Here is a 25,792-nt window from a genome sequence, read left to right as displayed (position 1 = left end):
CCTAGGACGCCCGGTAGGGGTTGAACCAGTCGGGTTCGAGGGTCTCGTCGTACTGCGGCTCGGCGGTGGCGTCCGCGTCGGCCAGTCGGTCGGCGATGCCGTCGCCGTCCTCGTCGGCGCTCCACGTCGCGGCGTCCTTCGGGCTCACGGGCTTCCCGTCGTCGTCGAGGCGGTTGTAGTCCGGCAACAGCGGGGCGATCCGCCCGCCGAGCTGGCCGAGCAGCGCGTCGGTGAGTTCGTTCATAGGGGTCCCGAAGCGGGTCGTGATGCCGTAGGCCACGGGGCCCGCGGCGGTGTAGAGGATGCCGTGGTCATTGGTGCCTTCGCCGGTGTCGCCGGTCTTCTGCACGGCGGAACCGACGTACATGGCGAACTTCTGCGCCCCTCCATACGTCAGGTACGTCAGCGCCTGCTGCGCGGTGTCCCGGTCGATGAAGTCGTGGTCGCCGCGCCCGTCGGCGACTTCCTGGATCCGCGCCATGAACAGCGCGGCCTGGCTCGGCGAGATCCACGAACGGTCGCCGGAGGGGTTCGGGATGTTCATCTTGTTGCCCAGGTGGTAGCGCTCGCCGTCGACGCCGGCCGCCTCGATGACGTCGTTGACCGCATCGAATCCGCCGACGGCGTCGATGAGGCCGTTGGCGGCGGTGTTGTCGGAGTAGGCCATCACGTAGCGCACCAACGTGTCCACGGTGTAGTCGCCCGGGCCGATGACGCTGCCGCCGACGGCGTCCTCCCAGTCGACGGTGACGATCTCGTCGAGGTCGTCGCCGAAAGTGTTCAGCGCGGTGACGACGAGCGGGGCCTTGATGGTCGACGCCGAGTACTGCTTTTCGTCGCCGCCGGCCGCTGCGGTCAGGCCGCGGTACGGGCCGTCGATGACGCGGAGGTAGACGGCCAGGTCGATGCCGTACAGGTCGTAGAAGTCGTCGACGGCGTCGTCGAGGATCTTCTGCGCGTCGGTCCACTCCACTTCCTCCGACGGGTCCCACCCGTCGACGGATTCGACGGTGGCCGTCGGGTTCTCGGTGGCGGGGGCGTCGCCGCCGCCGATCGTGCAGCCGGCCAGCAGCGCGGTGACCGTCATGCCGGCCAGGATGAGTCCGGGGACCTTCCTCGCCGTCCCCGTTCGTGCTCGCATCATCGTCTCCTGGGTGTCGCCCCGGGCGCCGCATCCCGTCGGGCTGGCGCGTTCGGGCCGCGAAAAGACGCCCGGTCCGCTTCCGGAAGTCGGGCGTCGACGTTTCTTCTTCGGTGAACGTCGGCAGAGTACCAGGTCACGGCCGTCGTCAAGCATCGGCTTCCAACGGACGCACCCGAAAATCCCCCCATATGCCGGTGCGGGAGCGGCTTCCCCGTGTTTTCGACGGGCGCGCACGGCCCCGGGATGACAAAATCGTGGGAATATGCGCCCGAACCACCGAACGGTTGCTGGACGGACGCGCGGCACGGACGCGAGCATCGGAAGGGAGGGCCCGTGGAGGAGAGGATCAGCCGGTTGATGGACCGGATGAAGGTCCGCCACGAGCGGATGCGGCGGCGTTGGTACGGCCCCGTCCTGTCCCCGATCCTGCTCGTCCTGGGGTTTTGCCTGCTCATCGTGGGCGTCGTCATTTTGCCCACGCCGGCGCCCGGCTGGCTGTTGATCTTCGTGTCACTGGGCCTGCTGTCGTTGGTCCATCCGCCCATGCGGCGGCTCAACGTGCGGCTGGCCCGGCTTTACGACGACGCCGAGGAATGGTTCCGCGCCCGACACTGGGCCACGCAAGTGGCCCTGGGAGCCGTTCTGACGATCTCGGTGGCCGCGGTCATGGCGTCGGTCTGGTACTTCGTCGCCCCCGACGACTGGCCGTACACCCACCAGGACGCCTGAGCCGGGGGCACTCTCCCGTCCGGCCCCGCCCCGCCCCGTCCGCCCCGGGTTCTAGAACAGCGCGCTGGCCATCCGACGGCGGGCGTCGAGGGCGACGGGATCGGCGGCGTCGAAAAGCTGCAGCAGATCCAGCAGTCGGTCCTTGACGGCGGTGCGATCGTCGCCGAACACCGTCGGCAGCAGCACCAGCAGACGCTCGAGCGACTGCGCCGGATCGCCGACGAGCATCTCCACGTCGGCGGCGTCCAGCGCCAGCTCCACGTTCTTCGGGTCCGCGTCGGCGCGGGCGACCGGGTCGGAGGAACGGTCGATCTTCTGGGCCCGGGCGAGGAACGCCACGTTGGTGCGCGCCGCCTTCAGCTCCGCGTTGGCCGGCTCGGACTGGAGGATCTCGTCGTACACCGCCACCGCGCCGTCGAAGTCGCCCTCGTTGAGCTTGTCCTCGGCGACCTGCAGGCGGGGATCATCCGTCGGGGGCTTCAGGCCGGCGCCCTCGTCGGGGCCCTCCTCCCCCTCGCCCATCATGCGGGTGCCGGCGGGCAGGCCCTTGAGGCGGCCGCGGGTGGCGTCCTTGACCGCCTCGATCCACTGGTCCATGTACTCGCGGGTCTGTTCGCCGACGAACTGGCCGATCGGCTGGCCCATCGCCACGGCCACCACCGTCGGCAGGGCCTGCACGCCGAAGGCGCGGGCGACGTCGAACTGTGTGTCCGCATCCACCCAGGCGGCGATCCAGTTGAGGTTCGCCTCCCGCGCCATCTCCTCCAGCAGCAGCCGCATCCGCACCGACTCCGGCGACGCCGACGCGCCGATGAGCACCACCACCGGCACCTGCTCGGAACGGATGACCACCTCGGGCTCGAAATTCTCGACGGTGGCCTCCACCAACGGCGGCAGCCCCTCCCCCTGGTCGGAGATGCGCTTTTCCGCCTCGGCCCGGGCGTCGGCCTCGCGCTTCAGGGCCTCCAGATCCACGGTGCCCGGCGGCGGCGGAGGCGTCGAGCACGAGCGGTGGCCGCCGTGGGAGTGTCCGTGTGAGTGCGAGTGGCTATGGGAATGTCCGTGGGCATGCGTCATGGGAATGGGATCCTAACGGTCGTGGGAAACTGTCGGCCGGTCGGGCGGGACGACGGGCCGTCGTCAAGCAAAAAAGCGGCCTACTCCGCGAGGCGACGCTCCACCGCATCCACCTTCGCCGACAACTGCCCCGTGAACCCCGGGCGAATGTCGGCCTTGAGCACCAGCGACGTGCGCGGCGCGACGGACGACACGGCTTCGGTGGCGCGCTTGACGACGTCCATCACCTCATCCCACTCGCCCTCGACGAGAGTGAACATGGCGTTGGTTTCGTTGGGCAAGCCCGACTCGCGAACCACCCGGACGGCCTCGGCGACGGCCGCGGACATCCCCTCATCGGGATCCACGGACGCGGGGGCGACGGAAAAGGCGACGATCATGCACCCCAGCGTAGCGCCGCCGCCGAGGCAAACACCGTATTCTGGAAGGCATGAGCGAGAACAACGTCACCGTCCCCCACCACTTCGTCACCCACGTCGACCACGTCGGCATCGCCGTGCCCGACTTCGACGCCGCCGTCGAGTGGTACCGCGCGAACATGGGCTTCGTGAACTACCACGAAGAGGTCAACGAGGAGCAGGGCGTCCGCGAGGCCATGCTCGGGCCGGCCGAGAAGGTCGAGGGCGGCACCCTGGTCCAGATCCTCGCCCCGCTCAACGACGAGTCGACCATCGCGAAGTACCTGGACAAGAAGGGCCCCGGCATCCAGCAGTACGCCCTGCGCGTCACCGACATGGACGCCCTGATGGCGCACCTGAAGGAGCAGGGCACCCGCGTGCTCTACGAGGTGCCGAAGAAGGGCACCGCCGGTTCCCGCATCAACTTCGTCCACCCGAAGGACGCGGGCGGCGTGCTGCTCGAGCTGGTCGAGCCCGCCAAGTAGGTGCAGGGTCCGGCGGATCCGGGGGCTGGTCTACTCTCACTGTCGTGACCGAACAGCGAAACGACCGGCGCCACCACGCCTCCGGAGGTGGCGGGGACGAGCCCGAGCTCCCCGACTTCATGAAGAACCCGGAGCCGATGGACAAGCTCCTGTTCGTCCTCCTCATGGCCATGGGCGTCTACTCCATGGCCATGTTGGCGCTGCGGGCGTGGCTGCTGTCGCATCCACTGGCGTATTCGCTGCTCATCGGCGGGTACACCAGCGCCACCGTGTCCGGCGCGAATGCGTCGGTCGGCAACGGCGACTGGTGGTTCTACCTCGCGGCGTCGCTGGTGGGCGCGTTGAAGTTCGTGCCCGTCTATTGGCTGATGGGCAAGCGGTGGGGCATGGAGTTCATCGACATGTCGCTGCAGTACATGCCGCGGGCGCGCACGTTCTTCACCAAGGCGCTGACCAAGGAAAGCGGCAAGACCACGGCAGTCATCCTGGGGCTCGTGCCGTTGGGCTATTGCCCGGGGCCGGTGCCGGGCACCGTGCTCAACGCCATCGCCGGGCTGCTGAAGGTCGGACTCGGCGTCGTGATGGCCATCAACGCGCTCAGCGTCCTGGCGGTCAACGGTCTGTTCATGTGGTTGGGCCACACCTTCGGCGATCAGGTGCTCGAGGTGATCAACGTGGTCAACCGCTATCTTCTGTGGTTCACGATCGGCCTGCTGGTGCTGGTCGTCGTCAAGGCGCGCAAGAAGAAAATCTAGCCGGCCCGTGCGGCTTCGGGAATAGCGCCCGCCCCCGCTTTGTTGACATGGACATGAAATCTTTCGGGTTCCTGTCATTCGGCCACTACGGAAGCCCCGGCTCCGGCCACGACGCCGCGGACATGCTCACCCAGGCAGTCGAGCTGTCCGTCGCCGCCGACGAGATCGGCGTCAACGGCGCGTACTTCCGCGTCCATCACTTCGCCCGTCAGGCGGCGTCGCCCATGCCGCTGCTGTCGGCCATCGCCGCACGGACGAAGCACATCGAGGTCGGCACCGGCGTGATCGACATGCGGTACGAAAACCCGCTGTACCTCGCGGAAGAGGCCGGCGCCCTGGATCTGCTCTCTGGCGGACGCGTGGCGCTCGGCGTATCCCGGGGATCGCCGGAACCCGCCCTGCGCGGCTGGGAGGCCTTCGGCTACGACGGCTCCACCGACCCGCGCGGCGCGGACATCGCCCGCGAGAAGTTCGATCTGTTCCTGCGGGCCGTGCGCGGCGAGCGCCTGGCCACCGCCGACCCCGCCCAGTTCGGGCCAAACCAGTACCTGCGGGTCGAGCCGCACTCCCCCGGTCTCGCCTCGCGGATCTGGTGGGGCGCGGGTTCCCGGGACACGGCCGAATGGGCGGCGCGGCAGGGCGTGAACCTCATGAGCTCCACCCTGCTCACCGAGGCCACCGGCGACTCGTTCGCGTCGCTGCAGGCCGAGCAGATCGCCCGTTACCGCGCCGCGTGGGCGGAGGCCGGCCACGAGTGGACGCCGCGGGTGTCGGTGAGCCGCAGCGTTTTCCCGATCATTACCGACGTCGACCGTCAGCTGTTCATCCGCGAGGCCCAGGGCCGCGACCAGATCGGCGTCATCGACGGTTTCCGGTCGACGTTCGGCAAGAGCTACGCTGGCGAACCCGATCAGCTCGTGGAGGCGCTCCTGGCCGACGAAGCCGTCATGAGCGCCGACACGCTGATGCTGACCATCCCCTCGCAGCTCGGCGTGGACTACAACCTGCACCTGTTGTCGGCCTTCGCCGAGCACGTCGCGCCCGAGCTCGGTTGGAGGCCGGGCTCCGAGGGCCCGACGACCGGTTACCCGACGGACGAGATTCCCGGGTAGCAGGGCGCCGTTCCCGCGAAGCTGCGCCCCCCGTCCCGTTAACCCACCTCCAATGACTTAACCCACCAGTTGTATCGGGTGGGTTAAGGCATTCGAGGTGGGTTAGTTCGTGCGCCAGGCGCGCACCGCCTGCACACCGCCTTCGCTCCCGTGTCGCTCCGCCTCCTCGCGTCCTCCTCACCGCCGCGACATCGACGCCACATCGGCGAGGCGGTGCTGGCCGGTGAAGTCGGATCCTTGGGCACGGCGCTGCCGGTACGCGTCGAGCAGGACGGGCACGCACCGCCCGGACAACACGTCAGCCCACCCAAGGCGCATGACGCGCAATCCGGCGTGCAGCAGAAGGTCCTGCCTCTCGAGCTGCTTTCGGGCCACCTGCACAGGATCCCCATACTCGCCGGAGGTCTTCACCAGACCGTCGAATTCGATGACCAGGCCCAGCTCGGGCCAGAAGAAGTCGACCACGGCGAGCGAGTTCCCATGCCGGTCGAATACCGCCACCTGCTGCAGCGGCTGTGGCAGCCCGGCTCGGTCGATGCACCAGCGCACGAGTGATTCACCCGCTGATTGGCTGCGATTCGAGGCCAACGCTAGCACCCGCCGCGCGGACCCGATTCCGCGCCGCCTGCCCATGGCCCGCAGTTCCGCGGCCAGGGCTGCGGCATCGGCGCTCCCCTTCCACAGCACGGATTCGACGACCACCAATCCGGCCTTGATCCCGTGCAGGAGGCACGTTTCCAGCGCCGTCCGGGCCGGTGACGTCACGCGGACGCCCCGCGAAATGCACGGGGTACCGATCCCCGTCACCGCGTGCCGCGCTACCGAGCGTCCCGCCCGGCGATCCTTCGACCCGATGGCGAGCACGTCCACGCGTCCGTCGTCCGGGATGATGAACGCGAACCCCATGATGGCGGCGGCCGCCGGGCCGGTGACTATCGCCGCGCGGTTGGTCAGCCCGATGGCCATGGCGAGCAGCATGAAGGTCTCGTGCCGGGCCCTGGCCTCCACGGTCGCGTATACGCCTCTCGTGATTCGTTCGATCCGCCCGTCCCTCAGCGCCGCCTGCAGCAGCCGCGGTCCGGACTCCCCCTGCATCGAGCTCAGCATCAATCCGGTCTCCGCATGCGTGACCAGTGATTCCCGCTCCCCCGTCATCGAGTTTCGCCCCTTTTCGTCAGTTGCCTCGCCACCGGGCAGTCGACCTGGTGGTCGCCGCCGGTGGTCTCCTCGATGACTTAGACGCGGTTCGCGGTGGATCGGTTCCATGAAATCGGCCAAACCCCCCTCGAATGGCGTAACCCACCCGCTATTGCGGGTGGGTTACGTCATTCGAGGTGGGATAGCGGGGCTCTACGCCCAGGGCGTCAGGTCAGGCCTCCGGCTTCGGCGGCTTGGGGGGCGCCTCGAGCAGGGCGTCGCCGATTGCGATGGGCCCCTGCTTTGCGACGACGTCGACCCCCGCGAATTTCCTGTGGTTGGTCACCAGCACCGGGGTGATCGGCGAGTAGCCGGCGGCGACGATGGCGTCGCGGTCGAAGCGCACCAGCGGCGTGCCGGCGGTGACGCGGTCGCCCTTGGCCACGAGGAATTTGAAGCCTTCGCCGTCCATGTTCACGGTGTCGACGCCGATGTGGACGAGGACCTGCAGGCCGTTGTCGAGCTTGAGGCCGACGGCGTGGCCGGTCGGGAAGGTGACCATGACCTTGCCGTCGGCGGGTGCGACCACGACGTCGCCGTCGGGATCGATGGCCGCGCCCTTGCCCACCTTGCCGGCGGCGAACGCGGCATCGGGCACCTCGGACAGCGGCAGCAGCGTGCCGCTCATGGGGGCGGCGATGGCGAGGTCGACGGCGGCGTCCGCGTCGACGTCCTTCACCGCAACGGCGGTCGCGGCGCCCGCACCCGCGGCCCCGGCCCCTGCGGCGGAAACGTCGGCGTCGTCACGCGAAGAAGCGGCGTCCGCAGACTCCGGCACAGGCGCGTTCGCGGCCTCCTCCACCTCCGCCATCGCGGCGGCGCGCTCCCGGGCGATGCGCTCGTGGGCCTCGGCCTTCTCGTCCGCCGACCGGTAATCGAAGAACACCACCAGCAGCAGCGACGTGAAGAACGCCGCGGCGATGCCGATGACGTAGCCGCCCAGCGGATCGAAGGCGCCGACGGTGAGCACCGACGTGAACACGAACGCCTTCGCCTTGACGTTGAACAGGCCCATGACCACGCCGCCGACGAAACAGCCGGGCAGCAGCCGCAGGTACGTCTTCTTGAAGCGCAGCACCACGCCGTAAAGGCTCGGCTCCGAGATGCCGCCGAGCAGGCCGGCGAACATGCCGCCCGAAGACACCTGGCGCATGGAGGCGTCCTTTTCCCGCATGGCGACGATCATCACGCCGGTGACCAGGCCGAAGCACGCGAAGTTCCACGCGCCCATGGGGCCCTGGATGAAGTCGTAGCCCAGCGTCGCGATGTTCTGGATCATGATCGCGTTGAGCGGCCAGTGCAGTCCCAGCGGGACCATGAACGGGTAGATCAGCGGCACGACGATGGCCAGGATGAACGGAGAAAACTCGTTGATGGCGAGCAGCATGTTGGAGATGCCGTTGCCCAGGCCGATGCCGAACGGGCCGACGACGAACGCGGTGACCGGAATCATGATCAGCAGCGAGAAGAACGGCACGAACACCATCTGGATGGCGCCGGGGATGATCTTCTTCAGGCCCTTCTCCACGAAGTACAGCACCACCGCGGCGAACAGCGGCGGGAAGACCTGCCCGGCGTAGTCGTTGAGGACCATCGGCAGCCCGAAGACGGTGACGGTGTCGCCCTGGTCGCCGAGGGCGATGAACTCCGGCGTGAGCATGGCCGCGGGGATCGCGGCGCCGACCCATTCGTTCGCGCCAAGCTTCCGCGCCGCCGTCGCGCCGACCATGATCGGCAGGAAGTAGAACACCGACCGCCACATCGCGTGCAGGAATTGCCACGTCGGCGGCAGGGTCTCGCCGTCGGCGGGGCTGAAGTCCTGGATTCCGAACGTGTCGGCCAGCACCAGCAGGGTGATGATCAGCGACGCGCCGAGCAGCGCCCACAGCACCGGCCGGAACGTGTCGGACAGGAACTCGAAGCAGTAGTCGACCCAGCCGAACTTGCCGCGGACGCCGTCGTACTCCTTCTTCCCGTCGGCACCGGTCTTGGGGCCGCGCGACGTGGTCTTCGTGCCTTCTTCCCTCTCCGCGTCGCCCATGCCGGGCTGCCGCATGAGGGCCTGGTGGTAGTTGCCCACGTCGCCGCCCATGATGACCTGCAGCCCGGTGGATCCCTGGGGCACGACGCCGAGGACCTCGTCATCGGCGTCGATGGCCTCCTGGTCCGCCTTGGACAGGTCTCGGAGGTGGAAGCGCAGGCGGGTGGCGCAGTGGGTCACGGAGGTAATGTTGTCCGGCCCACCGACTTTGTCGAGGATGAATGCTGCCGTGGACTCGACCGATCCGGCCATGGTGTCCCTTTCGTCGGCCGCGGCGGCCGTCGGGCGAACCGCGGGTGCTGCCGGAAGCGCGTGGCCGTTCGGGGCCGCGTTCCCGCTGCACACCGCGGGTCGTGCGGTCATGTCCGAGCCGTGGCCCGTTTCCGGAACTGTCTTGATTCAGACTACTCCCGGCCGTGACCGAACGGAATACCCCGCATTCCCGACGATGTCCGTTTCCGTCCGTTCGGGGGTGCCTAGCCCCAGCGTCGCGTGATGCCCCGGTCGGCGCGCTTGCCCCAGCAGTTGCGGTGCCAATGCCGACGGTCGTCGGCGCGTCCCCCGTAATCGGCCGGCCACGCCACGATGTGCGCCACGCCCGGCGGAATCTCCTGGTCGCAGCCCGGGCACCGGTACCACTTCGTGGCCTGCCCGGAGGCGACGTCGCGCACGTTGAAGTCCTCCCCCGCGAGCCTGCCCGGCCCGGATTCGGTGCGCGTGGTCTGGAAGGCGCCGAGGATCGGCAGCGGGCGGTGTGCGCCGCCTTTGCTTTGCGACGGCCCGCGCCTGCGCTTCTTGCCCCGTCCCACGTTCCTGCCCTCCGTTTCCTGCGCCGGGTTCGCCCGGCCCGGTGGGCCGAGTCGGCGTGCCCGGTCGTTGCGACGTCGCTGGAACAGTCGCCGTTGAAAGAGACGCTACCCGCTAGAAAAGCCGCAATTCGTTGGATTCGGTGCCGCGCAGGGCGTCGTAGTCGACCACGACGCACCGGATGCCGCGGTCTTCGGCCAGCGTGCGCGCCTGCGGCCTGATCTCCTGGGCGGCGAAGACGCCGGCGACCGGGGCGAGCATCTCGTCGCGGTTGAGCATGTCCAGGTACCGCGTCAACTGCTCCACGCCGTCGATGTTGCCGCGGCGCTTGACCTCCACCGCCACCGTCGCCCCGTCCGCGTCACGGCCCAGCAGGTCCACCGGGCCGATCGCCGTCGGGTACTCCCGGCGGATCAGCGTCCAGCCCTCGCCGAAGGTGGTGAAATGCTCCGCGAGCAACTCCTGCAGGTGTGTCTCCACGCCATCCTTGACCAAGCCCGGGTCTTCGCCGAGCTCGTGGGAGTCGTCGGAAAGCACCTCGGAAATGGTGATGCGCAACTGCTCCCCCTTGGAGTTCTCCACGACCCACAACAACTCGCCCGTGTCTTCTCCGGACTCGTCGAGAATCGGCTGCTCGGACAGCGAACACGGCGGGGTCATCCAGTTCAGGGGCTTGTAGGCCCGATCGTCGGCGTGAATGGACACCGATCCGTCGGCCTTGACCATGAGCAGGCGCGGGGCCTCCGGAAGATGGGCGGTGAGCCGACCGACGTAGTCGACCGTGCAGCGGGCGATGACGAGACGCATGCCCCACACCCTAACGGTCGGCGTTCCGCCCGTGATTCACGGCCCCGGGAGACGGAAAGCGCGCGCGTTACCGGCCCTGGCGCCGGGCGCGGCCCCGAACGCGGCGGAAACGCTCTTCGATGTTCGTCGGCAGGGTGCGGGTCTGACGCGCGGACGGCGAGGATTCCACCCACGCCACCAGCGCCGTGTCACCCGAATCGTCGACGGCCAGCTCCCACTCCCCCTGGCCGGCCACCGCCAGCGCGACGACGTGGAGCCCTGAATCGAAAAAACCCGCCTCGACGTCGGTCGGCTCTCTGCGCGAGAGGATCTCGACATCGTTGCGGGGAAAGGAAAGATCGGCACCCGGACGAAGCGAACGAAGCTTGTACACCAGCGCGGTGCCCTCGTTGTACGTCATCACCCCATGGCGCCACGCGGCGCCGTCCTGGGCGGGAATCGGGCGGATGATCACCGGCGTGCCCTTGGAGCGCAACTTGGTGAACCGCCACATCGCCAGCGCTCCCCCGAGCAGCAGGACGAAGGCCACGACCACCACGAAGACGTTCAGGGCGTCCACACCGACCTCGATTCGCTCGACTCCGTCCACCGCGCAGGGAATCCGCGGCCCCGGAAGAACACGGGAATTAAGGAAATCTTAATGGAAGCTGGGCCCAGGGTAAAACGAAAAAGGAGGCGCCGGCCCCACACTCTCGTGTGATTCCGGCGCCCCCCCCTCTCGCTGATGCGGGTGGAGAACCTGGTCGTGCGACCGGTTACCGCCTAGGCGGCACCCGAAGCGCGGCGCGTGGCGCGCAGCTCGGACTGTGCCCGAGCCTTGACGTCCGGGTCGTCCGACTGGAGGCGGGACTCGGCGTCGGAGACGTCGACCTCGTCGGCCCAAACCGCCTTGTCGGCGAGGACGGTGATCTTCTTCGTGGACACGGAGAGGAACCCGCCCTGGACGGCGGCGACCAGAACCTGGCCGTCGTCGGTCCGGATGGTCACCGTGCCGTTTTCGACCAGCTGGCCGAGGAACGGCTGGTGGCCGGGCAGCACGCCGATCTCACCCTCGGTGGTCTCGGCCGTCACGGAAGTGGCCTTGCCCTCCCAGAGCTTGCGCTCGACGGCGACCAGTTCGGTGGCGATGTCAGCCATGTGGAACGCCCCTTACTTCTTCTGCATCTCGGCGTACTTCTTCTCGACGTCGTCGAGGCCGCCCAGGCCGTCGAAGGCCATCTCCGGGTAGTTGTCGAAGTCGCCCTTGCAGATGCGGTCGAAGGCCACGATGGTGTCCTTCAGCGGCACGTAGGAGCCCGGCAGGCCGGTGAACTTCTCCGCGACGAAGAAGTTCTGGCCCAGGAATCGCTGGATGCGGCGGGCACGCTGGACGGTGATCTTGTCCTCTTCGGACAGCTCGTCCATGCCCAGGATCGCGATGATGTCCTGGAGCTCCTTGTTCTTCTGCAGGATGTTGATGACCTGCTGCGCCACGCGGTAGTGCTCCTCGCCGACGATGGACGGCTCGAGGATGCGAGACGTCGAGGTCAGCGGGTTCACGGCCGGGTAAATGCCCTTCGACGCGATGGAGCGGTCGAGCTCCGTGGTGGCGTCGAGGTGGGCGAAGGTGGTCGCCGGAGCCGGGTCGGTGTAGTCGTCGGCGGGCACGTAGACGGCCTGCAGAGACGTAATCGAACGGCCCTTGGTCGACGTAATGCGGTCCTGGAGGACGCCCATCTCGTCGGCCAGCGTCGGCTGGTAACCCACGGCCGAAGGCATGCGGCCCAGCAGGGTCGACACCTCGGAACCGGCCTGCGTGAAGCGGAAGATGTTGTCGATGAAGAGCAGCACGTCCTGGTGCTGCACGTCACGGAAGTACTCCGCCATGGTCAGGCCCGACAGCGCGACGCGCATACGGACTCCCGGCGGCTCGTCCATCTGGCCGAAGACGAGGGCCGTATCCTGCAGCACGCCCATCTCCTCCATCTCGAGGAAGAGGTCCGTGCCCTCACGGGTGCGCTCACCGACGCCGGCGAACACCGACGTACCGGAGAACTCACGCGCGATACGGGTGATCATCTCCTGGATCAGAACGGTCTTGCCGACGCCGGCGCCACCGAACAGGCCGATCTTGCCGCCCTTGACGTACGGGGTCAGCAGGTCGATGACCTTGATGCCCGTCTCCAGGATCTCGGTCTTGCCCTCGAGCTGGTCGAAGGCCGGCGGCTCGCGGTGGATGCCCCACTGCTCGCCGTCGCGACCCAGGCCCGGCTCATCCAGGCAGTCGCCCATGGCGTTGAAGACGTGGCCCTTGACGACGTCGCCGACGGGAACCGAAATCGGCTTGCCCGTATCGGTGACCTCGGCGCCGCGGACCAGACCGTCGGTCGGGGCCATGGCGATGGTGCGCACCAGGTTGTCGCCCAGGTGCTGCGCCGTCTCGAGGACGATCGTCTTGGCGACCGACGGAAGGGTCACTTCCACGGTCAGCGCGTTGTACAGTGCCGGGAGCTCGTTACGCGGGAACTCCACGTCGACGACGGCACCGATGACACGCACGATGCGGCCAGTGGCCGTCGCGGTGTTCTGCTCATTGAGAGCTGTGCTCATATCTAGTCACTTTCTCCGCTGTCGTCGAGCGCACCGGCGCCACCGACGATCTCTGTGATTTCCTGGGTAATCTGCGCCTGACGGGCCTGGTTGGCCACGCGCGAGAGGTCCTTGACCAGCTCGGTCGCGTTGTCGGTCGCGGACTTCATGGCGTTGCGTCGCGCCGCGGACTCGGAGGCGGCGGCCTCGAGCATCACGGCGAACAGGCTCTTGGACACGTACTGCGGAAGCAGCTCGGCCAGCAGCGTGTCGGCGTCCGGCTCGAACTCGTAGTCCGGGTGCAGCTCGCCGGCACCGTCGGAAAGCATGTCCTCGCCCAGCTCGATCTCCTCGGTCTCGATGACCGGCTCGATGGGCAGCATCTGGTGCGCCCGCGGGGTCTGGGACAGCATCGACACGAATTCCGTGTACACGACGTGGACCTGGTCGAAGCCCTGGACGCCCTGGCCTTCGGCGACGCGAAGTCCCTCGCGGTACTTCGCCTCACCGTCGGAGGACGCCACGAAACCGTCGATCAGGTGACGACGGACGTCGTGGGTCAGGTCGTAATCCGGATCCTGGGAGAAGCCCTCCCAGCTGCCGGCGATCGGCATCTCGCGGAAATCGTAGTAGTCGATGCCCTTGCGCCCGGTGACGTAGGTGACGGTCTCGTAACCCTCTTCCTTCAGCGACGCGCGGAGTTCCGCGGCCTTCTTCAGGACGTTGTGGTTGTAACCGCCGCACATGCCGCGATCGGACGTCACCACGAGAATCGCGGCACGGCTCGCGCCTTCGCGCTCATGCAGCATCGGGTGATCAAGCGAGGAAGCCGAGGCGAGGCGGCCGATGACGCGCTCGATCTCGTCGGCGTAGGGCTGGGAGTCGGCGACGCGTCGCTGCGCCTTGGTGATGCGCGACGTCGCGATCAGCTCCTGTGCCTTGGTGATCTTCTTGGTCGAGTTCACAGACTTGATTCGGTCGCGAAGCTCACGAAGATTCGCCATGTTCTAACGCCTCCCTTCTTTTTCGATAACGGTCATTGCAAACACGCCCCGACTACTTCGCGGCGGACTTGCGGGAGACCGAGATCTGCTCCTTGGTCTTCTCGCCCTCGGCGAGCGGCTCCGCCGGAGCCTCCTTCACGACGGGCGCGCCATCGGAAGTCTGGAAGCCCTTCTTGAAGTTGGCGACGGCGCTCTTCAGAGCCGACTTCGACTCGTCGGAGAACGGCGTGCCACCCTCGATCTGCTGGAACACGGCGTCGTTGTTGGAGTACAGGTACTCCATCAGCTCGGACTCGAAGCGGCGAACGTCCTCGACCGGGACGTCGTCGAACTCGCCCTCGCCGGCCAGGTAGATGGAGACCATCTGGTACTCCACCGCCTGCGGCTCGTTCTCCTTCTGCTTGAGCAGCTCGACCAGACGCTGGCCGCGCTCGAGCTGACGCTTCGAAGCGTCGTCGAGGTCGGACGCGAACATCGCGAACGCCTCGAGGTCGCGGTAGGACGCGAGGTCCAGACGCAGGTTGCCGGAGACCTTCTTCATGCCCTTGGTCTGGGCCGCACCGCCGACTCGGGAAACCGAGACACCGACGTTGATGGCCGGGCGGACGCCCTGGTTGAACAGGTCCGACTCCAGGAAGACCTGACCGTCGGTGATCGAGATCACGTTGGTCGGAATGAAGGCGGAGACGTCGTTGGCCTTGGTCTCGATGATCGGCAGGGCGGTCAGCGAACCGGCGCCCATGTCGTCGGACAGCTTCGCCGCACGCTCCAGCAGACGGGAGTGCAGGTAGAAGACGTCACCCGGGTACGCCTCACGTCCCGGCGGACGACGCAGCAGCAGGGAGATGGCACGGTAGGCCTCGGCCTGCTTGGTCAGGTCATCGTAAATGACCAGGACGTGCTTGCCCTGGTACATCCAGTGCTGGCCCAGGGCGGCACCCGCGAAGGGGGCCAGCCACTTGAACCCGGCGGCATCGGAGGCCGGGGCGGCCACGATGGTGGTGTACTCGAGGGCGCCGTGCTCCTCGAGGGTCTTGCGCACGCCGGCGATGGTCGAGCCCTTCTGGCCGATCGCGACGTAGATGCAGCGCACCTGCTTCGTTGGATCGCCGGACTCCCAGTTCGCCTTCTGGTTGAGGATGGTGTCCAGGCAGACCGCGGTCTTGCCGGTCTTGCGGTCACCAATGATCAGCTGTCGCTGACCACGACCGATCGGGGTCATCGCGTCGATGGCCTTGATGCCGGTGGCCATCGGCTCCTCGACCGGCTGACGCTGCAGCACGGACGGGGCCTGGAGCTCCAGGACGCGGTCCTCTTCGGCCTCGATGTCGCCCAGGCCATCGATCGGCTGGCCCAGGGGGTTGATAACGCGGCCGAGGAAATTGTCCCCGACCGGGATGGACAGGACATCGCCCGTCCGCTTGACCTCGTCGCCCTCGGCGAGCGACTCGAAGTTGCCCAGGACCACGACGCCGACCTTGTCGGTGTCGAGGTTCTGTGCGACGCCGATGACGCCGCCCGGGAACTCGAGAAGCTCGTTGGTCATGACCGACGGCATACCCGCAACCTGCGCAATGCCATCAGCAGCACTGATGACCACGCCGACCTCCTCCCGGGAGGCCTCCGGGGAGTAGCTCGAGGTGTAATTCGCAATCGCGCTACGGATCTCGTCGGAGGAGATCGTCAGCTCCGCCATGTTCTTCCTGCTCTCGGTAAATTCTACTTCCAGTGAAATTTCGTCAAACCATCCGTCAGCCGAGGCCGACGCGCAGCTTCTCGAGCTTCGTCGAAAGGCTGCCGTCGATGACCTCATCGCCGACCCGGATGACCAGTCCACCGAGGATCGACGGATCGATCTCGGTGTGGATGGACATCTCTTCGCCGTAAAGCCGGCCGAGCTTGTCCGCCAGCGCACGCTGCTGCTCCGGGGAGATAGCGGTTGCACTGGTCACACGGGCGACGGTGCGATTCCGGAGGCCGGCGGCAAGCCGGGACAGGGAGTCGATGTCGTCCGCGGGGCGCTTCTCGGGGCGCCCGACGGCCTGCAGCGCCAACGCCTCGGTCACCGAGGTGACCTTGCCGTACAGCACGGAGGCCAGAAGACCCCGCTTCGCCTCGGGGGTCGCTGCCTTGTCGGCCAGCAGCTGCTCGAGCTGCGGCTCGTTGACGAGGATGCTGCCCAAACGGAACAGCTCGTCCTCGACCGTTTCCAGCTGGCCCTGGCCCTCGGCGGAGCGCAGCAGGGCGCGACGGCCCAGCTCCACCAGGCCCGCGCGGAACTCGCGCGAGTTCGACCAGGTCTGCGTGGCGGCGTCGGTGATGACCTTGAGGGTCGTCTCGGACACCTTTCCAGCGAACAGGCTCCGGATGATTCCGGAGCGCTGCTCCGCCGTAACCGACTGGTCGGCGACGGCGACACGCAGGCCGCGGTCGGAGTCGAGGGTTTCGACGACGTCGAAAAGCTCGGAGCCGGTCTGGGCCGCGTTCGCGACGGAGACGGTGGCACCGCCGACGGCGGCGTCCAGCTCCGTGCGGAGCTGCGCCAAAGATTCGCGGCTAGCTGCGTGCATGTCGCCTACTTTCCGGCCGTGGCCACGGTGTCAAGGTTGCTGAGGAAGCTGTCGATCGTGCCCGACTTCTTGACGTCGTCGGACAGCTGCTCGCCGAGCAGACGCTCCGCGAGGTTGATCGAGTTCTGCCCCATCTCCTTGCGCAGCTCGGCGACGACCTGCTCACGCTGGGCCGCCAGCTGCTTCTCACCGGACTCGATGATTCGTGCGCTCTCGTCGTTGGCCTTCGAGGTCGCCTCGGCGATGATCTTCTGACCCTGGACTCGGGCCTCATCGCGGATCTTGGCGGCTTCGGTGCGGGCCTCGGCGAGCTGGCTGTTGTACTTCTCGAGAGCGGCCTTGGCCTCGGCCTGCGCGGCCTCGGCACGCTCGATGCCGCCCTCAATCCGGTCCTCCCGCTCGGTCAGGACCTCCTGGAACTTCGGAAGCACGAGCTTCCAAAACAGCACCAGGATGACAATGAGCGGGACAATGGACCAGACGATGTCATAGTTCTTGGGCAGCAGGGGGTTGATCTGCTCCTCCAGAGGAAGAGCCTCCCCCGCAGCCAGGTAGGTAATGAAATCCGTCATGGTTCAGTGTTCTCCGCTTAGTTGAGGTCCGGACTTAGAAAACGAAGCCGGCGACCAGGCCGATGAGGGCGAGCGCCTCGGTGAAGGCGATGCCCAGGAACATGGTGGTGCGGAGCTGGCCGGCCATCTCGGGCTGGCGAGCCATGCCCTCGACGGTCTTGCCGGCGACGATGCCGATGCCCAGGCCCGGGCCCAGGGTCGACAGGCCGTAGCCGATGGTCTTCAGGCCGGCGTTGGTGTCGACGGCGGCGACAGTGTCCTGGGCGGAGAGGATGACGTCGTTCATTATGAACCGTTCCCTTTCTGAGGATTCCCGGGCTCGTGAGTCGTAGTGGATGCCCGGGCGAGGTCAAATGGGTCGTGCTATGAAGTTGGGCCCGATGCCGGGTGACCCGGCGGCGGGCTTGCTAGTGCTCGTCTGCGTGCAGCGACAGTTCGATGTACACGGCGCTCAGCAGGGCGAAGATGTACGCCTGCAGGAAGATCACCAGAAGCTCGAACAGCGTGAACAGGATCGAGGCGATGAGGGTCAAGCCGGACAGGGCCGTCCAGCCGTTCAGCTGCCAGAAGAAGAAGTTCGTGGCTCCGAACAGAAGAACGAGGACCATGTGGCCGGCCAGCATGTTGGCCATCAGACGGATGGTCAGCGTGGCCGGGCGCAGAACGAAGGTGGAGAAGATCTCGATGGGCACCACGATGAGGTGGAGCGCCGGCGGCAAGTTCGGGATGACGACCGAAGACTTCACGTACTTGAAGAAGCCGTACTTCTTCGAGCCCGCGTAGATGAAGGCGACATACGCGAACAGCGCGAGAATCAGCGGCATGCCGATTCGCGCGTTGGGCGAGATGTTGAGGCCGGGAATGACGGCCGCAACGTTCATCGAGATGACCAGGAAGAAGATGGTGGCCAGCACCGGCAGGAACCGGCGGCCCTCCTTCTTGCCCAGAATTTCCTCCGCGATGCGGATGCGGACGAAGTCCAGCATCATCTCGGCGACATTCTGCAGTCCAGTCGGCACCAGCTTCGGCCGCCGGAAGGCGACTACGAAGAAGATGGCGACGAGAACGGCCATGAGCAGACGAACGAACATCAGGCGGTCCATGGCGTACCAGTCGCCGGCACCTCCGATGATGAAGTGGTCGTACAGCTCACCCGGGAAGTACTCCTCCTGCAAGTTGGGTGAGTGAAACTCACCCTTCGTGGCGGCAAGTGTTGAAACGCTCAGCGTTCTCTCCCGTGATTGGGCCGCATGAACTGGGTCAAGCGGTGCGAAGGACGTCGTTTAACGTGGAGCGCCGGCGATTCCATTCGCACATCTGCACGGCGTACACGGGGTGGCAGCCGAAGCCGACCCCGTATTTCTACGGCCGCCGACCTGCGCCCCCGTCTGCGGGAAACCCGAAACGGGGGCAAGCCGTCTTACCCATCGCTCAGGATAACAGTTCCGGCACGTTTTTCACATTGGGCACACCCCCGGGCATTCGACCCCGTAAAGCGGGAAAACGGCGCTCGATCCTGTGGGATTGCACCGTTTTCGGGTGAAAGCGGAAATGATCGGGGGTGATGACCGGCGATGACGTGCCATCAAACGGAAACCATCGTCCGCACGTTCGAGTCGAGCCCTCGTCAGCCTCCGGTCACGTACGTGAGATTCGACTGAGACATCCCCCACACTTCCGCGCCGAGCGTCACGATGAGGGCGAGCACCACGGTGACGAAGAACGCCATCGTGTCGTAGAAGGTCATGTCCTTGATGACGAGCAGGATGAGGATCAGCACGACGATCTTCGCAAGCCATCCGAACATGACCACGGCTCCGGTCATCGCCGGGGTCGACCGCGCGGTGACGAGCACCGACACGACGGTCAGCAGAACGAAACCGCCGCCGATGGCCGCGCCGAGGACCACTCCCCACACGCCCGGCATGCCGTCCTTGCCTCCCCACACGAGCAGGGAGATGACGGTGAGGACGCCCAGCGCGATGAGGCCGGAACGGGCGGCCGCCAGCAGCGGGATGCGCGGATCGTCGTACTTCGACGTCGGCGCCGTAGCGGCGGCGTCGGCAGCTTCCGAGGGGCCACCGGCCGTGCCTTCGGTCAGGCGGTCGTCGTCATTGATGGGAGTGTCTTCGCTCACGGGGGGACATGGTACCCGCTCCCCCGCGGCGCCAGATAGGCACCATCGTCAACGCCACGGCGAGCACCAGCAGGAAGCCGAAGGCCACGGCCACGAAGGGCGCGGGGAACACGGTGGTGCCCACGGCGCCGAACGCGACGACGGACACCCACATGTAGAGCACCAGCACGACCCTGCGGTGGCTGTGACCCATTTCCAGCAGGCGGTGGTGCAGGTGCATCTTGTCGGGCGCGAAGGGCGACTGTCCCCGGCGGGTGCGGCGGATGATCGCCAACAGCAGGTCGAGCATGGGCACGCTCAGCGCGGCGACGACGACGATGATCGGCGACATGAGGGCCAGCGCATCGGCGGTGCCGTACATCGACGGCGAGATGCGCCCCGACGCCGACACCGACGCGCCGGCGAGCATCAGGCCGATGAGCATTGCGCCGGAGTCGCCCATGAAGATCCGCGCCGGCTCGAAGTTGTGCGGCAGAAAACCGATGCACGCGCCGAGCAGGCAGGCGGAGATCATCGCGGGCGGGTAGGCGGACACGGTGCCGCCCTGGTCGTGGAGCATGACCATCGAGTAGACGAGCAGCGAACCGGAGGCGATCATGCCCAGCCCGGAGGCGAGTCCGTCGATGCCGTCGACGAAGTTGATGGCGTTGATCAGTGCGACGGTGAACAGCACCGTCACCAACGTCGACGACACCGGGTCGAGGATGAGCGTCGTGCCGCCGCCGAATGGGATGTACAGGAGGTACCACGTCACGCCCATCAGGGACATGACGACGGCGGCGAGCACCTGTCCGGCGAATTTGGTCAGGGCGTCGAGGTCGAACAGGTCGTCGAGGATGCCCACGAGCAGCAGGATCGTCGCCGCGGCGACCATGGCGTACATGTCCGGCGTCATCGGCGGAAATCCCCTGTTCAGGGCGGGTAGCTCGCTGGCCACCCAAATGGCGACGATGATGCCGCTGTACATGGCCACCCCGCCCAGGCGCGGTTTGGGGATGTCGTGGACGTCGCGTTCGCGCGGCATGTCCAGGTGCCCGCTGCGCACCACCAGGTAGCGGACGACTCCGGTGAGCAGGTAGCTCACCGACGCCGAGACGAGGACGAGCAGCGCCAGTTCCCGGAGGGGCACGCCGGCCCCGGCTCCGGAGGCGGCGAGCAGCGCGACGTCGTTGCCCATGGTGGTCGGCCGATCAGGCGCCCGCGGGCCGTCGCAAAGCGGCGGGGTCCTTGCCCAGGACCTCCCCGATCTGCTCCGCGGTGACGGCGCCCTCGCGGAGGATGCGCGGCTCCATGCCGGACAGGTCGACGATGGTCGACGGCTTGCCGATGGTCGCGCGCCCGCCGTCGAGGTACACCGCGGCCTCGGCGCCGAGCTGCTGCTTGGCGCGCACCGCGGTCAGCGCCGGCTCCTGGCCGGAAATGTTCGCGCTGGACACGGCCATCGGACCGGTGCGGCGCAGCAGTTCGATGGCGATGGGGTGCAGCGGCATGCGCAGCATCACCGTGCCGCGGGTGTCGCCGAGGTTCCACGGCAGGCTGGGCGCCTGATTGACCACGAGGGACAGCCCGCCGGGCCAGAACGCCTCGACGAGCGCGCGACCGGCGGCGGTGTGCTCGCGGACGAGTCCGTCGACGGTGGTCCACGAGCCGACGAGCACCGGCACCGGCATGTCGGGGCCGCGGTGCTTGGCCCGCAGCAGGGACGCGACGGCGGCGTTGTTGAATGCGTCGCAGCCGAGTCCGTAGACGGTGTCGGTGGGCAGCACGACCAGACGGCCTGCCTGCACCGCGTCGACGGCGGCCTTCAGGCCGTTCTCGCGGCCTTCGTCGGTGGAGCAGTCGTGGATGATGCTCATGTCGCCTGGTCTGTCCCTTCGTTCGTGTCTCGGGTGGAGTCATTTTGGGTGGCGCCGTCTCCGGTGGCGCCGCGTCGCGCGCAGCGGTGCCCGCCGCCGCAACGGTACGCGGTGGTGAACCGGTCCCGCCCGGCGAGGTCGCGGTGAACCTCGATGTCGCGGCAAAATCCGGTTCCGGCGAGCAGTTCGGATACGTCGGCGCCGGAGTCGTCGTCGTGTTCGATGGCGACGGCGCCGCCGGGTGCGAGCAGCTCGCGCACGATGTTCAGCATAGGCCGGATGACGTCGAGTCCGTCGTCTCCCCCGAACACGGCGTGATGGGGGTCGTGGCGCACTTCGGCGTCGACGTCGGTGGCCAGCGGCACGTACGGCGGGTTGGAGACGACGAGGTCGACGCGGCCGCGCAGGTCGGCCAGCGGGGCGTCGGCGCCGTCGACGAGGCCGGGGTCGGTGACGTCGCCGGCGATGATGCGCACCGCACCGGTTCGCGGCGTGGCCTCCCCCGCCCACAGTTCACGGCAGGAGTCGAGGTTGCGCCGCGCCCATTCGGCCGCGACGGGGTCGAGTTCCACGCCGGTCACCGATGCCGCGGGCACCCGGTCGGCGATGGCCAACGCGAGCGCACCGGATCCGGTGCACAGGTCGACCACGACGGGCCCGTTCCCGGCCGGTGCTCCTGCTTTACGACGATGCGGGTCGTCGTCAAGCCCAACATCCCCGAGCGCGGCGATGGCCCACTCGGCGAGGAGTTCGGTCTCCGGGCGCGGCACGAACACGCCGGGCCCCACGGCCAATTCCAACCGGCCCATCGGCGCCGTGCCCAGGATGTGCTGCAACGGCTCCCGGGCGACGCGGCGGGCCACCAGCGCCGGCAACTCGGCGACGAGGGGATCATCCGCCGCCACCGGATCACGGCGCGACAGGATGAGGTCGGTGCGCGAACGGCCGCTGACGTGCATCATCAGCTGTTCGGCATCTGCCTGCGGCGACGCGCAACCGGCGTCGGCCAGCGCGGCCGCGACCTCCGAAAGAATCGACCCGACGGTCGACGGAGACGACACCGACTACTCGGCTTCCAGGCGCTCCTGGCGCTCGGCGTCGTGGAGAGCCTTGAGCAGATCCTCCATGTCGCCGCCGAGAACCGCGTCCAGATTGTGGGCCTTGTAGCCGATGCGGTGATCGGACACGCGGTTTTCCGGGAAGTTGTACGTGCGCACGCGCTCCGACCGGTCCATCGTGCGGACCTGCGACTTGCGGGCGTCCGAGGCGTTGGCCGCGGCCTCCTCCTCGGCCATCTGCTGCAGTCGCGCGGCCAGCACCTGCATGGCGCGGGCCTTGTTCTGGATCTGCGAACGCTCCTTCTGGCACGTGACCACCAAGCCGGTCGGCAGGTGCGTCAGGCGCACCGCCGAGTCGGTGGTGTTGACGCCCTGGCCGCCCTTTCCGGAGGAACGGTAGACGTCGACGCGCAGATCCTTGTCGTCGATCTGCACGTCCTCGATCTCGTCGGGCTCCGGGTAGACCAGCACGCCGGCGGCGGAAGTCTGGATGCGGCCCTGCGACTCGGTGACCGGAACACGCTGGACGCGGTGGACGCCGCCCTCGAACTTGAACACGCTCCACGCGCCGTCGCGCGACGGATTCTTCGCGCGGATGGATATGGTCATGTCCTTCACGCCGCCCAGATCCGACTCCGACAGGCCGAGGATCTCCGTGGAGAAACCGTGCCTCTCGGCGTAACGCTGGTACATGCGCGCCAGCTCGCCGGCGAACAGCGCGGCCTCCTCGCCGCCGGCGCCGGACTTGATCTCCATGACGATGTCATCGGAATCGTGCGGGTCGCGCGGAGCCAGCAGGTCGGCGAGCTTCTCCTCGAGCTCCTCCTCCTCCACCGCAAGGCGCTTGGCCTCGGCGGCGAACTCGGAGTCCTCGGCCGCCATCTCGCGGGCCGCCTCCATGTCGTCGCGGACCTGCGTCAGCTTGGCGTGGGTCTGGATGATCGGCTGCAGCTCGTTGAAGCGCTTGCCCACCCGGCGCGCCTGCTTCGGGTCGTTGTGCAGCTCGGGGTCGGCCAGCTGCGCCTCGAGCCCGTGGTATTCGGACAGGATGTCGTCTACTGCGGAAACCTGATTGGCCATGGGATGTTCCTCGTCGTCGAAATGGAAGTGGATTGACTGCGCCGCGTGGCCCCGCCGGCGGCAAGCGCCGGGAAGGGGGTCCGACCTCGGCTACAGCATCTCGTCCACGTCCACGTCGGCGGCCATCGGCGCCGAGGTCGCCACCTGCATGAGGAACTCGCGATTGTTCTTCGTCTTCTTCAGCTGCTTGATCAGCAGGTCGATCGCGGCCTGCGGATCCAGCGCGGACAGGATGCGACGCAGCTTGTGCATGATGCGGGCCTCCTCCGGGGCCAGCAGCAGCTCATCCTTGCGGGTGCCCGACGGGTTGACGTCGACCGCCGGGAACACGCGACGCTCGGAGATCTTGCGGTCCAGCTTCAGCTCGGCGTTGCCCGTGCCCTTGAACTCCTCGAAGATCACGGTGTCGCCGGCGGAACCGGTCTCCACCATCGCGGTGGCGATGATCGTCAGCGACCCGCCGCCCTCGATGTTGCGCGCGGCGCCGAGGAAACGCTTCGGCGGGTAGAGCGCATTCGAGTCGACGCCGCCGGACAGGATGCGGCCCGACGCCGGCGAGGAGTTGTTGTAGGCCCGGCCCAGGCGGGTGATGGAGTCGAGCAGGACGACGACGTCCTGGCCCTGCTCCACCAGTCGCTTGGCGCGCTCGATGGCCAGCTCCGCGACCATGGTGTGGTCCGACGGCGGGCGGTCGAAGGTGGAGGCGATGACTTCGCCGCGCACGGAACGCTGCATGTCCGTGACTTCCTCCGGACGCTCGTCGACGAGGACGACCATCATGTAGCACTCGGGGTTGTTCGTGGCGATCGCGTTGGCGATGTTCTGCAGGATCGTCGTCTTGCCGGCCTTGGGCGGGGAGACGATCAGGGCGCGCTGGCCCTTGCCGATCGGCATGATCAGATCGATGACGCGGGTGGTCAGGATCTTCTGCTCGGTCTCCAGGCGCAGGCGCTGGTTCGGGTACAGCGGGGTCAGCTTGCCGAACTCCGGACGGTTCTTCGCCTCATCCGGGGTCTGTCCGTTGACGGTGTCGACCTGCACCAGCGGGTTGTACTTGCGCTTGTTGCGGCCCGAACCGTGGGTGACCTGTCCGCCGCCACCTTCGCGGGGCATGCGGACCTGACCGGTGATGGCGTCGCCCTTGCGCAGGCCGTACTTGCGCACGAGCTGCTGGGAGACGTGGACGTCGTTGGCGCCCGGCAGGTAGCCGGAGGTGCGGACGAACGCCGAGTTGTTGTCCATCACGTCGACGATGCCGGCGACGGGCTGCAGGACGTCGCCCTCGCGCACGCCGTCGCCGCCCTGGTTGTCCCGGCCCTTGCGGTCCCGACGATTGCGGCGGTTGCGGCGGTTGCCGCGCCCCTCGTTGTCGTCGTTGCGGTCGTTGCGGTTCCGGTTGCGGTTGCGGCCGCCCTGGTTGTCGCCGCCGCCGTGGTTGTCGCGGTTGTCGCCGCCGCCGCTGTTGTTCTGGCCGCCCTGGTTGTCGCGGTTTTCCTGGTTGCGCTGGCGGGCGCGCTCGCGGCGGGCGCGACGGGACTGCGACCGCGACGGGTACTCGTTCTGACCGTCGTTGCCGCCACGGTTGTCGTCGTTGCCGCCCTTGCGGTCGTTCTTGTCGTTCTTGTCGCCCCGATTGTCGTCGGTGCCGCCGTTGCGGTCGCCGCCATCGTTGCCGCCATCGTTGCCGCGGTCGTTCTTGCCGCCCCGGTTGTCGTCGCGGTCGTTCTTCTCGCCGCCGCGGTCATTCTTGTCGTTGCCGCGGTCATCGGCGGCGGACGAGTCGTCGTCACGCCCGGCGGAGCCGGAATCCTTGCCGCGCGCCCCGGCGGAACCCTTGCCCGCGTCCTCGCCCGAATCCTTCGCCGGCTTCTTCGCCGCAGGGGCCTGGCCCTCCCCCGCCCCCTGGATCGCGGCGATGAGCTCATGCTTGCGCATCGCCGAAATGCCGCGGATGCCCTTGCCGGAAGCGATGGCGCGAAGCTCCGCCATGCGCAGTGCCGTCAGATTCTCCTGGCCCTGGTTGGCGCCGGTGGTGTCCGTATCGGTCACGGAAATCCTTTCGTGTGTTTCCCTCGACTCATCGCCCGCACCGTCGATCCGGTGCGGCCCGAAGCGGGGGCCGGGACTGCGCGGCCCCGATCTACCCGGCCGCATCCGGCGGCCGATCCCGTCGCGCGGGTGTCGTGGGGTGCCGACGCCGCGGAGATCATTGCGCCCCCAATCGAATCCCCGGGGGCGATCGCTGCCGATCGCGGAACCTGAAGTCAACCCCCCGCCACCCGGCACACGCGGGCGGCGTCGCGAAAAAGCGATGGAAACGGGGTGGCGGAGAGGTCCGACGGTCTACGTCGCGGCGTCCTGGCCCCCAAGAGTAATCGCCGCCGTCGCCGCGGGG

Annotated in this window: 26 protein-coding genes; 4 read left to right on the top strand and 22 right to left on the bottom strand. The window is 67.7% G+C overall.

Annotated elements, in window-relative coordinates:
• Nucleotide 1: 1 nt before the first annotated feature.
• Entirely contained in the window at nt 2-1,087 is a 1,086-nt protein-coding gene (locus HMPREF3121_RS09645) for a serine hydrolase (protein ID WP_246816128.1), read from the bottom strand.
• A 390-nt stretch (nt 1,088-1,477) separates the two neighbouring features.
• On the opposite strand from HMPREF3121_RS09645, the gene HMPREF3121_RS09640 reads away from it, so the two are divergent.
• Nucleotides 1,478-1,873 (top strand): TIGR02611 family protein, encoded by a 396-nt coding sequence (locus HMPREF3121_RS09640; RefSeq protein ID WP_070522805.1) that lies wholly within the window; start codon nt 1,478-1,480, stop codon nt 1,871-1,873.
• Nucleotides 1,874-1,924: 51 nt separating this feature from the next.
• On the opposite strand, the gene HMPREF3121_RS09635 is transcribed toward HMPREF3121_RS09640, so the two are convergent.
• Nucleotides 1,925-2,950, bottom strand: coding sequence for a tetratricopeptide repeat protein (locus tag HMPREF3121_RS09635; RefSeq protein WP_083291585.1), 1,026 nt, complete (start codon nt 2,948-2,950; stop codon nt 1,925-1,927).
• A gap of 80 nt (nt 2,951-3,030) precedes the next feature.
• Nucleotides 3,031-3,330 (bottom strand): thiamine-binding protein, encoded by a 300-nt coding sequence (locus HMPREF3121_RS09630; RefSeq protein WP_070522799.1) that lies wholly within the window; start codon nt 3,328-3,330, stop codon nt 3,031-3,033.
• A gap of 50 nt (nt 3,331-3,380) precedes the next feature.
• Here HMPREF3121_RS09630 and mce point away from each other — a divergent pair, with 50 nt between their 5' ends.
• From mce to HMPREF3121_RS09615, 3 genes are all read left to right on the top strand, one after another.
• The gene (mce, locus tag HMPREF3121_RS09625) at nt 3,381-3,833 is read left to right on the top strand and encodes a methylmalonyl-CoA epimerase (protein WP_035123401.1); all 453 of its coding nucleotides are present in this window, start codon (nt 3,381-3,383) and stop codon (nt 3,831-3,833) included.
• A 119-nt stretch (nt 3,834-3,952) separates the two neighbouring features.
• Nucleotides 3,953-4,588: an SNARE-associated domain-containing protein gene (locus HMPREF3121_RS09620; protein WP_070522889.1), complete on the top strand. Its 636-nt coding sequence runs from the start codon at nt 3,953-3,955 to the stop codon at nt 4,586-4,588.
• Nucleotides 4,589-4,641: 53 nt separating this feature from the next.
• Complete coding sequence (locus HMPREF3121_RS09615; protein WP_070522887.1) at nt 4,642-5,700, top strand: LLM class flavin-dependent oxidoreductase; 1,059 nt, start codon at nt 4,642-4,644, stop codon at nt 5,698-5,700.
• A gap of 177 nt (nt 5,701-5,877) precedes the next feature.
• On the opposite strand, the gene HMPREF3121_RS09610 is transcribed toward HMPREF3121_RS09615, so the two are convergent.
• From HMPREF3121_RS09610 to rho, 19 genes are all read right to left on the bottom strand, one after another.
• A complete protein-coding gene (locus HMPREF3121_RS09610; RefSeq protein ID WP_070522797.1) occupies nt 5,878-6,855 on the bottom strand; it encodes a PDDEXK family nuclease in 978 nt (325 codons plus the stop codon).
• A gap of 214 nt (nt 6,856-7,069) precedes the next feature.
• Nucleotides 7,070-9,190: a glucose PTS transporter subunit IIA gene (locus HMPREF3121_RS09605; RefSeq protein WP_070522794.1), complete on the bottom strand. Its 2,121-nt coding sequence runs from the start codon at nt 9,188-9,190 to the stop codon at nt 7,070-7,072.
• A 224-nt stretch (nt 9,191-9,414) separates the two neighbouring features.
• Nucleotides 9,415-9,747, bottom strand: a complete 333-nt coding sequence (locus HMPREF3121_RS09600) for an ATP/GTP-binding protein (RefSeq protein ID WP_210387271.1) — start codon at nt 9,745-9,747, stop codon at nt 9,415-9,417.
• A 112-nt stretch (nt 9,748-9,859) separates the two neighbouring features.
• Nucleotides 9,860-10,552 (bottom strand): endonuclease NucS, encoded by a 693-nt coding sequence (gene nucS / locus HMPREF3121_RS09595; RefSeq protein WP_070522791.1) that lies wholly within the window; start codon nt 10,550-10,552, stop codon nt 9,860-9,862.
• A 67-nt stretch (nt 10,553-10,619) separates the two neighbouring features.
• Nucleotides 10,620-11,111 carry a DUF2550 domain-containing protein gene (locus HMPREF3121_RS09590; protein WP_224371695.1) on the bottom strand — a complete coding sequence of 164 codons (492 nt, stop codon included), beginning with the start codon at nt 11,109-11,111 and terminating at the stop codon, nt 10,620-10,622.
• A gap of 203 nt (nt 11,112-11,314) precedes the next feature.
• Nucleotides 11,315-11,689 (bottom strand): F0F1 ATP synthase subunit epsilon, encoded by a 375-nt coding sequence (locus tag HMPREF3121_RS09585; protein ID WP_035123379.1) that lies wholly within the window; start codon nt 11,687-11,689, stop codon nt 11,315-11,317.
• 12 nt (nt 11,690-11,701) lie between these two features.
• Nucleotides 11,702-13,141, bottom strand: a complete 1,440-nt coding sequence (atpD, locus tag HMPREF3121_RS09580) for a F0F1 ATP synthase subunit beta (RefSeq protein ID WP_070522788.1) — start codon at nt 13,139-13,141, stop codon at nt 11,702-11,704.
• A 2-nt stretch (nt 13,142-13,143) separates the two neighbouring features.
• The gene (locus HMPREF3121_RS09575; RefSeq protein WP_070522783.1) at nt 13,144-14,124 is read right to left on the bottom strand and encodes a F0F1 ATP synthase subunit gamma; all 981 of its coding nucleotides are present in this window, start codon (nt 14,122-14,124) and stop codon (nt 13,144-13,146) included.
• Nucleotides 14,125-14,176: 52 nt separating this feature from the next.
• Nucleotides 14,177-15,820 carry a F0F1 ATP synthase subunit alpha gene (atpA, locus tag HMPREF3121_RS09570; protein WP_070522780.1) on the bottom strand — a complete coding sequence of 548 codons (1,644 nt, stop codon included), beginning with the start codon at nt 15,818-15,820 and terminating at the stop codon, nt 14,177-14,179.
• A gap of 55 nt (nt 15,821-15,875) precedes the next feature.
• Entirely contained in the window at nt 15,876-16,694 is an 819-nt protein-coding gene (locus tag HMPREF3121_RS09565; protein WP_070522777.1) for a F0F1 ATP synthase subunit delta, read from the bottom strand.
• A gap of 5 nt (nt 16,695-16,699) precedes the next feature.
• Nucleotides 16,700-17,266 carry a F0F1 ATP synthase subunit B gene (locus tag HMPREF3121_RS09560; RefSeq protein ID WP_035123370.1) on the bottom strand — a complete coding sequence of 189 codons (567 nt, stop codon included), beginning with the start codon at nt 17,264-17,266 and terminating at the stop codon, nt 16,700-16,702.
• A 34-nt stretch (nt 17,267-17,300) separates the two neighbouring features.
• Nucleotides 17,301-17,552, bottom strand: a complete 252-nt coding sequence (locus HMPREF3121_RS09555; protein ID WP_046651169.1) for an ATP synthase F0 subunit C — start codon at nt 17,550-17,552, stop codon at nt 17,301-17,303.
• Nucleotides 17,553-17,673: 121 nt separating this feature from the next.
• Entirely contained in the window at nt 17,674-18,492 is an 819-nt protein-coding gene (gene atpB / locus HMPREF3121_RS09550) for a F0F1 ATP synthase subunit A (protein ID WP_070522774.1), read from the bottom strand.
• 401 nt (nt 18,493-18,893) lie between these two features.
• Nucleotides 18,894-19,283, bottom strand: coding sequence for a Cg1360 family ATP-synthase-associated protein (locus tag HMPREF3121_RS09545; RefSeq protein WP_070522879.1), 390 nt, complete (start codon nt 19,281-19,283; stop codon nt 18,894-18,896).
• A gap of 94 nt (nt 19,284-19,377) precedes the next feature.
• A complete protein-coding gene (locus HMPREF3121_RS09540; protein ID WP_070522770.1) occupies nt 19,378-20,580 on the bottom strand; it encodes an MraY family glycosyltransferase in 1,203 nt (400 codons plus the stop codon).
• A gap of 13 nt (nt 20,581-20,593) precedes the next feature.
• Nucleotides 20,594-21,259, bottom strand: coding sequence for an L-threonylcarbamoyladenylate synthase (locus HMPREF3121_RS09535; protein ID WP_070522768.1), 666 nt, complete (start codon nt 21,257-21,259; stop codon nt 20,594-20,596).
• Nucleotides 21,256-22,320, bottom strand: coding sequence for a peptide chain release factor N(5)-glutamine methyltransferase (gene prmC / locus HMPREF3121_RS09530; protein WP_070522765.1), 1,065 nt, complete (start codon nt 22,318-22,320; stop codon nt 21,256-21,258). Before prmC ends, HMPREF3121_RS09535 begins: the two co-directional genes overlap by 4 nt.
• Nucleotides 22,321-22,323: 3 nt before the next feature.
• Nucleotides 22,324-23,397: a peptide chain release factor 1 gene (gene prfA / locus HMPREF3121_RS09525; protein ID WP_070522762.1), complete on the bottom strand. Its 1,074-nt coding sequence runs from the start codon at nt 23,395-23,397 to the stop codon at nt 22,324-22,326.
• A gap of 90 nt (nt 23,398-23,487) precedes the next feature.
• Nucleotides 23,488-25,446 (bottom strand): transcription termination factor Rho, encoded by a 1,959-nt coding sequence (rho, locus tag HMPREF3121_RS09520; protein ID WP_070522759.1) that lies wholly within the window; start codon nt 25,444-25,446, stop codon nt 23,488-23,490.
• Nucleotides 25,447-25,792 lie beyond the last annotated feature (346 nt).

The sequence above is a fragment of the Corynebacterium sp. HMSC11E11 genome (assembly GCF_001807025.1).
GTDB lineage: Bacteria > Actinomycetota > Actinomycetes > Mycobacteriales > Mycobacteriaceae > Corynebacterium > Corynebacterium freneyi.
Note: the sequence above shows the minus strand (reverse complement) of the source record. Positions and strands in the feature narration are given on the sequence as shown.